This window comes from Streptomyces sp. KLMMK (assembly GCF_036961605.1).
GTDB classification, from domain to species: Bacteria; Actinomycetota; Actinomycetes; order Streptomycetales; family Streptomycetaceae; genus Streptomyces; species Streptomyces telluris.
In genome coordinates this window covers 1-6,283 of record NZ_JBAMDC010000371.1, presented here as the reverse complement: position 1 = coordinate 6,283, position 6,283 = coordinate 1, and the positions used below count along the sequence as shown (strand labels likewise).

Sequence of the window (6,283 nt, the reverse complement as noted above, 5' to 3'; positions counted from 1 at the left end):
ACGCGCTCCACCACGGGCCCGGGCAGCCAGCCCGCGCCCACCAGGGCGCCGGCGCCCTCCGGGGCCAGCCGGCGGGCGACCTCCTCCGGGGCCGGGCGGGCCGCCGGATCCTTGGCCAGGCATTCACCGGCCAGGGAGCGCAGGTCCCCGGCGAGGCCCGGCCCGAGGGCCGGCGCCTCGTGGACGACCTTGTAGAGCAGGACCGCCGCGCCGTCCCCGGCGAAGGGCGGCTCGCCCGTGGCCGCGTAGGCGAGCACGGCCCCCAGGGAGAAGACGTCCGCCGCACCCGTCACCCCGTGGCCGAGGATCTGTTCCGGGGCCATGTAGCCGGGCGAGCCGACCGAGACGCCCGTGGCCGTCAGCGACGCCGTCCCGTCCGTGGCCCGGGCGATGCCGAAATCGATCAGCCGGGGCCCGTCCAGGGTGAGCAGCACGTTGGACGGCTTGACGTCGCGGTGGACGAGGCCGAGCGCGTGGACGGCCGCCAGGGCCTCCGCGAGCCCCGCGCCGAGGGCCCGCACGGTCCGCCCGGGCTGGGGGCCGCCGGCCAGGACGGCCTCGGTGAGGGACGGGCCGGCCACGTAGCCGGTCGCCACCCAGGGCACCGCGGCGTCCGGGTCCGCGTCCAGCACGGGAGCCGTCCACGCCCCGCCCACGCTGCGCGCGGCCTCGACCTCGCGCCGGAAGCGCGCGCGAAACTGCTCATCCAGGGCAAAATGGGGATGAACGGCCTTGACCGCGACGGTCCGGCCGCCGGCGCTGCGGCCCAGGTACACACGGCCCATGCCGCCCGCCCCCAGCCGGCCCAGCAGCCGGTACGCACCGATGACCTGCGGATCTTCCGGCAGCAAGGGTTCCATCGGGCCTTTCGCCTCCCCCGGCGGGGGCCTGGGGCCCCGGTTTTTCGGCCTATGACTCAATTCACGGGGTGTCCCAGGAACCCCCCAGGGCGGTTTCCCCATCCACCAGGACGGAACAAACCGTCATGTCCTTCGGGGCAGCAGCAACGTCCGGAGCGACGCGATGACGTACTCGCAAGATGGGGCCTACCAGTCCCAGGGCCACCGGCGCGCCTCCCGCGCCAAACGATGGACGATCATCGTGGCGTCCATAGCCGTGGTCGGCCTGATAGCCGCCGGCATCATGAACTACTTCAAGTTCGGGCCGTTCTCCGACAAGGGCAAGCCGGTCAGCTTCGGCCAGGACGAGCCCGCCGGCGGCCAGGCCGGCGGCGCGAACGGCCCGCAGAAGGCGGACTCCAAGGTCCTGATGCCGACGGGCCCCAAGGCCGAGTTCAAGAACACCAGCACCCTGTCGGACGGCACCCAGGTCGCCGTGACGACCCTGGACGGCAAGAAGTCCGGCTTCAAGGGCAAGGTGTGGGTCTGGGCGCCCAAGGCGTACAACGACCCGAAGTTCAAGGACCACGGCTTCCCGGTCCTCATCGCGCTCCCCGGCGGCCCCGGCTTCCCGAACAACTACTGGATGGACGACGGGGGCCTGCACCTCGAGTCGTCGGTCACCAAGTGGTACAACGAGGGCAAGGGCAAGCCGTTCATCCTGGCCATGCCGGTCCTCAACCCGAAGCCGGACGACGGCGGCCTCTACTGGGACGGCAGTGACATCCCGGGCCAGCCGAAGATGGGCACCTGGCTGACCGAGGACGTCCCGGACCTGGTCAAGGCCAACTTCCGCACGGTGAAGTCGCGCGACGGCTGGGCGTTCATGGGCTCCTCCTCCGGCGCCTTCTCCGGCCTGAAGGCCGTCCTGAAGCACCCGGACAAGTTCAAGGCCGTGATCGCCTCCGGCCCGGACATCGTCCCGGACTCCCCGCTGTGGAAGGGCCACGAGAAGGAGAAGGCCGAGAACAACCCCGAGGTCCTCGCGAAGAACCTGATCGCCGCGAACAAGCCCGGGACCGACGTCTACCTCGCGTTCCAGTACGGGACGAAGGAGGCCAGCGTCATCCCGCACGTGGACAAGTTCATCGCGACCTACGGCAACAAGGGCCCGATCCACACGCGCCTGCAGAAGATCGAGGGCGGTCGGCACAACGCCAAGACCTACATCGAGGGCATGAACGCGGGCAGCATGCAGTGGATCAGTGAGCACATGGTGGGCCCCGTCGCCCCGTAGCTTCCAGGCTGACTGCTTGTTCCAGGAGCCCTGATCCCCGCCGGGATCAGGGCTCCAGCAGTTCCACCCGCACGTCGGCCGGGAAGCCCGTCGTCGGGCCCGTGCGGCGCGCGAACTCGGTGACGCCCGCGAGCTGGTCCGGGCCGAAGCGGAAGTCCAGCGTCGTGAAGTAGCGCTCCAGCAGCCCGGCGTCGAAGGCCTCCCAGCGCGCCGCCTGCTCGGCCACCTTCGCCACCTCTTCCAAAGAGACGTCCCGGGAGGCCAGGAAGGCCTCGTGGACCTTGGCCACGATGTGCGGCTCGCGGGCCAGGTAGTCCCGGCGCACGGCCCACACCGCGAAGACGAACGGCAGGCCCGTCCAGTCCTTCCACATCTGCCCGAGGTCGTGGACCTCCAGGCCCAGCCGCGGGGCGTCGTGCAGGGAGGCCCGCAGGGCGGCGTCCCCGATCAGCACGGCGGCGTCCGCCTCGCGCATCATCAGGCTCAGGTCCGGCGGGCAGGTGTAGTAGTCCGGCTGCACGCCGTACCGCTCGGCCAGCAGCAGTTGCGCCAGGCGCACGGAGGTGCGGGAGGTGGAGCCGAGCGCGACGCGGGCGCCGTCGAGCCGGTCCAGGGGGACCTGCGAGACGATCACGCAGGACATGACCGGGCCGTCGCAGCCCACGGCGATGTCGCGCAGGGCGACCAGGTCGTCGGCGTTGCGCAGGAACTCGACGAGGGTGACCGGGGCGATGTCCAGCTCGCCCTCGATCAGCTGCCGACTGAGCTTCTCCGGGGTGTCCTTGGTCAGGTCCAGGTCCAGCAGGGTGCCGGTACGCGCGAGGCCCCAGTACAGGGGCAGGCAGTTCAGGAACTGGATGTGACCCACGCGCGGACGGCTGCGCTGGGGGGTGCCGGCTTCGGGGTCGGTCTCTACGGCCGAGGCAGAAATGTCCACATCCGGAGGCTAGCCCCGGGCGGCCGGGACGGCGGGGGCGGGGGTGCGCCCGGGCGGTGCCCGACTGGGGATCTTTTCCGTCAGGAACACCGGGAAAACCATCCGACAGCGTGATCTTCAACTCCTTCCGCGCGAGAACCCTCGCGTGCTAGGCTCGCCGCAAGTTGCAGTTTGGTTTCCCTTGCAGTACAGAGCCTGCGGAGCATGTGACCCGCAGGCTTTTGTAGTTTTCAGACTTCTCGCAGGTTCTGGAGCAGGGCAACCCTTTGGGCCCAAGGAGGGCTTTATGGCTACCGGAACCGTGAAGTGGTTCAACGCTGAAAAGGGCTTTGGCTTCATCGCCCAGGACGGCGGGGGCCCCGACGTCTTCGTCCACTACTCCGCGATCAACGCCTCTGGCTTCCGCTCCCTCGAGGAGAACCAGCAGGTCAACTTTGACGTCACGCAGGGCCCGAAGGGCCCGCAGGCGGAGAACGTCACCCCGGTCTGATCCTCGGATCCTTCCGGTGCGACGGCTCGACCGATCGCGGTCGACGCGCTGTACCCAAGGAGCCCTGCTCCCCCGCTTCGGCGGAGGGGCGGGGCTCCTGCCTTTCACCCACCCGTCGCCGATCGTTAACCCTCCCTTAGCGACTTCTTGTTGACCACTTTCTTTCACTTTCTGTCGTACAACGCATTGATTTCGATCGCATAGCGTTCGGCGATCACGGACCGCCGCACTTTGAGGGTCGGCGTCAGCGTCCCGTCCGCCACGGTGAAATCTCCGTCAACAATCCCGAAGGCCCGAATCCGGGCCGGCCGGGACACCGTCGCGTTCGCCGCCTCCACCGCCTCCGCGCACAGCGCCCGCACCGCCGGGTGCCGGGCCGGCCGCCCGCCGAGGTCCACGCCCTCGCGCGCCGCCCAGGCCCCGACCTCCTGCGCGTCCAGCGTGAGCAGCGCCACCGGGTAGGGACGCCGGTCGCCGATCAGTACGGCGCGGGAGACCCACCGGGACTGCTGCACGGCGAACTCCACCGGCGCCGGCGCCAGGTTCTTGCCGCCCGACGTGATGATCAGGTCCTTCTTCCGGCCGGTGATCGTGAGGTAGCCGTCCGCGTCGAGCGCGCCGAGGTCCCCGGTGTACAGCCAGCCGTCCGCGTCCAGCAGCCCGGCGGTCGCGGCCGGGGCGTTGCGGTAGCCCGCGAAGACCCCCGGGCCGCGGGCCAGCACCTCGCCGTCCTCCGCGATCCGCACCTCGACGCCGGGCACGGGCCTGCCGACCGTCCCCGGGCGGGCCCCGCCCGGGTGGTTCAGGGTGATCACGCCGGTCGCCTCCGTCATCCCGTAGCCCTCGTAGAGGGCGATGCCGCAGGCGCGCAGGAAGTCCAGGGTCTGCGGGGCGATCGGGGCGGCGCCGGTGATCGCCAGCTTCAGCCGGCCCCCGAAGGCCGCCCGGACCCGCGCGAACACGCTCTCGTCCGCCGCCCGCCAGGCCGCGAGCAGCTCGCCCGCGGGCTCCTCGCCCCGCGCGCGCACGGCGGCGGCCTCCAGCCCGGTCCGTACCGCCGCCTCCAGCCGGGCCCGGCCGTCCGGTCCCGAGGCCTCGGCCAGCGACACCACCGTCGCGTGCACCTTCTCGAACAGGCGTGGCACGGATGGCAGATGCGTGGGCCGCACCTCGGGCAGCTCGGCGACGACGTCCTCGATCCGCCCGCCGAAGTAGCACAGGGTGCCGCCGCGGACGAACACCGACAGCTGTACGAGCTGGGCCAGGAGGTGCGCGAGCGGCAGGTAGAGATACGTGACGTCCCCCGGCCCGCCCCCGACGAGATCGGCGGAGGCGTCGTCGACGGCCGTGAAGTTGCCGTGCGTCAGACAGCAGCCCTTGGGCGGGCCCGTGGTGCCGGAGGTGTAGACGACGGCGCACAGGTCGGCGGGGCTGACGGACGCGCTCCGGGCGAGGAGTCCGGCCGCGGGCACCTCGCCGTGGGGCAGCGGAGCGTCCGCCTGCACCACGTGCCGCAGCTCCGGCAGCCCGCCGCGGACGGCCGTCACGCGCGCCGCGAGGTCCGCCGTCCCGCACACGGCCACGGAGGCGCCCGAGTCGGCCAGCACCCAGGTCAGTTCCTCGTCGCCCGCCGTCGGGTAGACCGGCACCACGACGGCGCCGGCGGCCAGCGCGCCGAAGTGGGTACGGGTCCACGCCGGACCGGTCTCGGAGAGGACGGCGACCCGGTCCCCGGGGCGCACCCCGAGCGCCATCAGTCCGCGCCCGGTCTCCTGCACGGCCTCCCACAAGGCGGCGTAGGTGAGCTCCGCCCACCCTCCCCCGCGACGGAACCGCTGGGCGGGCTGCGGACCGTACCGCCCGGCGGCCCACTGGACGAGAACGGCGAGCGTAGGGGGGCGCTGGCGCGACATCGGTTCCTCCCTGGTGGCTGAGGCCGGCCCGGCGCCGCTGCACCCGCCCGGGCCCCGCGCGTGAGCGCGCCGCGCGGCGGGCCTTCCCGAACGTTAGGAACGTTCGCCCCCGCCCGGCATGACCCGAACCGTCGGCCCCGCTGACCCCAACGCTCAACCGGGCTACCGTCATTCACATGACGAGTCGCACGATCACCGTGCATCACGTACGCGCCACCCTCACCGGCCCGCGGCGACTCGGCATCGACACCGTGCCGCTCCTGCAGAGCGCCCGCATCCCCCCGCTGCTCCTCGGCGACGCGCACGCGCGCGTGGCGCCCGAGCAGTTCGCCCGCCTGGTCACCGCCGTCCGGCAGGCCACCCGCGACGAGTTCCTGGGCCTGGGGTCCGAGCCCAGCCGGCCCGGCACGTTCGCGATGATGTGCCACGCGAGCATCGGCTGCCCCGACCTCGGCACGGCCCTGCGCCGCGCCACCCGCTTCTACGGCCTCTTCCCCGGCGGCCCCGACCTCGCCGTCGAACGCACCGGCCCCGACGCCGCGTTCGCCGTGCGCACCGATCTGCGGGCGCTCGCCGAGGCCCCCTTCGTCGCCGAGTGCCTGGTGCTGGTCTGGCACCGCGTGGCGAGCTGGCTGATCGGCCGCAGGATCCCCCTGCGCTGGGCGGAGTTCGCCCACCCGGCGCCGCCGTACGCGGGCGAGTACGGCCTGCTGTTCGGCTGCCCGGTCCGCTGCGGCGCGGCGCGCACCCGCGCCGGGTTCGACCCGCGCTGGCTGGCCGCGCCCGTCGTCCGGGACGAGGCCGGCC

At 72.4% G+C, this 6,283-nt stretch carries 6 protein-coding genes; 3 read left to right on the top strand and 3 right to left on the bottom strand.

Translation table 11 applies throughout. The annotated features are described in order from the left end of the window. Positions 1-860: serine/threonine-protein kinase (locus V7793_RS31285; protein ID WP_336012969.1), on the bottom strand; the 860-nt coding region annotated here is incomplete at its 3' end. A 163-nt stretch (positions 861-1,023) separates the two neighbouring features. On the opposite strand from V7793_RS31285, the gene V7793_RS31280 reads away from it, so the two are divergent. Further along, positions 1,024-2,136: an alpha/beta hydrolase gene (locus tag V7793_RS31280; RefSeq protein WP_336012968.1), complete on the top strand. Its 1,113-nt coding sequence runs from the start codon at positions 1,024-1,026 to the stop codon at positions 2,134-2,136. Positions 2,137-2,182: 46 nt separating this feature from the next. Here V7793_RS31280 and V7793_RS31275 read toward each other — a convergent pair whose 3' ends face one another. Continuing rightward, complete coding sequence (locus tag V7793_RS31275; protein WP_336012965.1) at positions 2,183-3,073, bottom strand: menaquinone biosynthetic enzyme MqnA/MqnD family protein; 891 nt, start codon at positions 3,071-3,073, stop codon at positions 2,183-2,185. A 286-nt stretch (positions 3,074-3,359) separates the two neighbouring features. Between V7793_RS31275 and V7793_RS31270 the strand changes: the two genes are divergently transcribed. Continuing rightward, on the top strand, positions 3,360-3,563 hold the full coding sequence (locus V7793_RS31270; protein ID WP_003984261.1) for a cold-shock protein: 204 nt from the start codon (positions 3,360-3,362) through the stop codon (positions 3,561-3,563). Positions 3,564-3,727: 164 nt separating this feature from the next. Here the strand turns inward: V7793_RS31270 and V7793_RS31265 are convergent, their stop codons facing one another. Then, the gene (locus V7793_RS31265; protein WP_336012956.1) at positions 3,728-5,476 is read right to left on the bottom strand and encodes an AMP-dependent synthetase/ligase; all 1,749 of its coding nucleotides are present in this window, start codon (positions 5,474-5,476) and stop codon (positions 3,728-3,730) included. Between the two features lie 176 nt (positions 5,477-5,652). Between V7793_RS31265 and V7793_RS31260 the strand changes: the two genes are divergently transcribed. After that, positions 5,653-6,283, top strand: a 631-nt coding sequence (locus tag V7793_RS31260; RefSeq protein WP_336012954.1) for an AraC family transcriptional regulator, incomplete at its 3' end; no start/stop codon positions are given.